Raw genomic sequence first — 1,911 nt, 5'->3', positions numbered from 1 at the left:
GCCCTTGAGAATGGCCGAGTTGGGTGCCGGCGCCATGGGACTCGGCGACGTCAAGCTCGCACCGGCCATCGGGGCGCTCCTGGGCTGGAGCAGCTGGACGGCCCTGTTCTGGGGAGCAGCCGCGGGATTCATCGTCGGCGCGGTGTCGGAGGTGGCACGGATGACGGCCCGCCGCGCCCGCCGGACGCACGTCTCCTTCGGCCCCTACATGGTCATCGGGGCCCTCGCCGTCTCCGTCACCGCAGCCTGAACGTTGCCGCGGGGCTCCTGTAATAGCTCTTCCTGCATATCGATTCCCGGAACGGCCTCTACCCGACACCACCGTTCCGGAATGCGGTTTCACGGAATAAACCGAGCCTGGTCAACACCCTTGCTCAGCAAGAAGATCGAATCCGGAACGACGACGAACCTGTCGCGTTCCGGATTCCCTTCTCGCCCGCCTTCATCGCGCCGCATCAGCACGGCGGTGACGAAGCCTTGCACAGGCGGCCGAGCAAATTCTGGCCGACGACACCAGGAAGAGCCGCACATGAACACCCTCACCCGCCGCGTCGCGACCGTGGCATCCACCGGCGCACTGCTCCTCGGCGGCGCCGTCGCCACCGCTTCCACCGCCAGCGCCGCGACGGTCGGCAGCGGAGCGTGCACCCACCAGATCAAGATCAACACCGACGTGTACACGACGGTGAAGTTCCGCACCGGCCCGGGCACCGGCTACACCGCCACCGGCCAGCTGTCCAAGGGCACCGACGTGTACTGGCAGTGCAACAAGGGCCGCAACGACAAGCCGGGCGCATGGGGCTACGTCACCGTAAAGTCCGGCGCCCACAAGGGCCAGAAAGGCTGGGTCGCCGCCCAGTACATCAACGTGCCCATGCAGCTGGACTGACCTTCGACAGCCGACGGAGACGACCCGACTCGAGCTCTCCCGGCCTCGAACGCCTGAGCCGTCACCTGTACAGGCTCAGGACGACGCAACGGCGGCCCGGCCCCTGTGGCCCCGGGCCGCCGTCGGCGTGCTCACCCCACCCAGCCTCGGCCACCTCGGCCCTCACCTCACAGCCTCGCTCCGCCGGTCCGACTCACCACCCGCTTTTCGCTCAGCGGACCGGTGGCTTTGTTCACGACGATGGGCTCTGGCTCAACTTCCCTGCTGCAGCGGTTGCCGGTGCTGGATAACGGCTCGCCGCGCACATGACGATCCTCTACCTTGAGCCGGAGCGGGATGGCGCGCTTTCTCGCAGGCTGCGGTGCCGTGGCAGAGCGGCCCATTGCGATCGCCAAGGGCGAGGTCCCGCTCACGGCGACTGACGGAGACGGGGTGGGCCTGCCCCTATCTGTCCGCGGGTTCAAATCCCGTCGGCACCGCAGCCGACCTGAAACTTTGTGCAGCACAAGCACTGCGACGTCGGTCCAGGTCAGTTGAGCCAGAACCCGAGATCGGGAGGCACGTGGACGTCGTCGAGATTCGAACGGGTTCAGCCGCGTCACAGGCCGAATGCGCCGCCTTCAATGAGGATGAGCAGGCCGATGGCGATGAGGACCATGGGCAGCAGGATGTGTCAGCGGTGCGGTGCTTCGCAGGACAGTTCTTCGCCACACGCCCCGTCATCGCCAAGGCCCTCGCCCGCTGGGTTCGGCCCGTTTCCCTGTGCCCATGATGTTGAGCTGCCCCTCGTGGAGCGGGCGGAGTTGCTGCGTGTGGAGACTGAGCAGCTCCAAGAGGCGCTGGAGCGCAGGCCGGTCATCGATGTCGCCCGCGGAGTGCTGATGGCGGCCTGGTCGTGCACGCTGGAGGAAGCGTGGGAGATCTTGGCACACTGCGTGCGGCCGCCCTGTCCTACGGCGACCGCGAGGTGTGGAGCGGTCTCGTCGTAGAAGTAAGGCCCGGCGAGTTCCTGGCCGTGCTGG

Annotated in this window: 2 protein-coding genes, 1 tRNA gene and 3 pseudogenes; all 6 read left to right on the top strand. The window is 67.2% G+C overall.

What is annotated here, in order from left to right; translation table 11 throughout:
- Positions 1-250, top strand: a pseudogene (locus tag ABZ281_RS47820) (hypothetical protein); the annotation flags it as partial.
- 279 nt (positions 251-529) lie between these two features.
- Positions 530-889, top strand: coding sequence for an SH3 domain-containing protein (locus ABZ281_RS47815; RefSeq protein ID WP_356664948.1), 360 nt, complete (start codon positions 530-532; stop codon positions 887-889).
- Positions 890-1,249: 360 nt separating this feature from the next.
- Positions 1,250-1,368: transfer RNA gene (locus ABZ281_RS47810), tRNA-Arg, on the top strand.
- An 83-nt stretch (positions 1,369-1,451) separates the two neighbouring features.
- Entirely contained in the window at positions 1,452-1,661 is a 210-nt protein-coding gene (locus ABZ281_RS47805) for a hypothetical protein (protein ID WP_356664946.1), read from the top strand.
- A 16-nt stretch (positions 1,662-1,677) separates the two neighbouring features.
- A pseudogene (locus tag ABZ281_RS47800) lies at positions 1,678-1,767 on the top strand (hypothetical protein); the annotation flags it as partial.
- Positions 1,768-1,802: 35 nt separating this feature from the next.
- Positions 1,803-1,911, top strand: a pseudogene (locus ABZ281_RS47795) (ABC transporter ATP-binding protein); the annotation flags it as partial.

This window comes from Streptomyces sp. NPDC006265, assembly GCF_040613555.1.
Taxonomy (GTDB): Bacteria; Actinomycetota; Actinomycetes; order Streptomycetales; family Streptomycetaceae; genus Streptomyces.
This window is presented reverse-complemented; position numbering and strand designations above follow the sequence as displayed.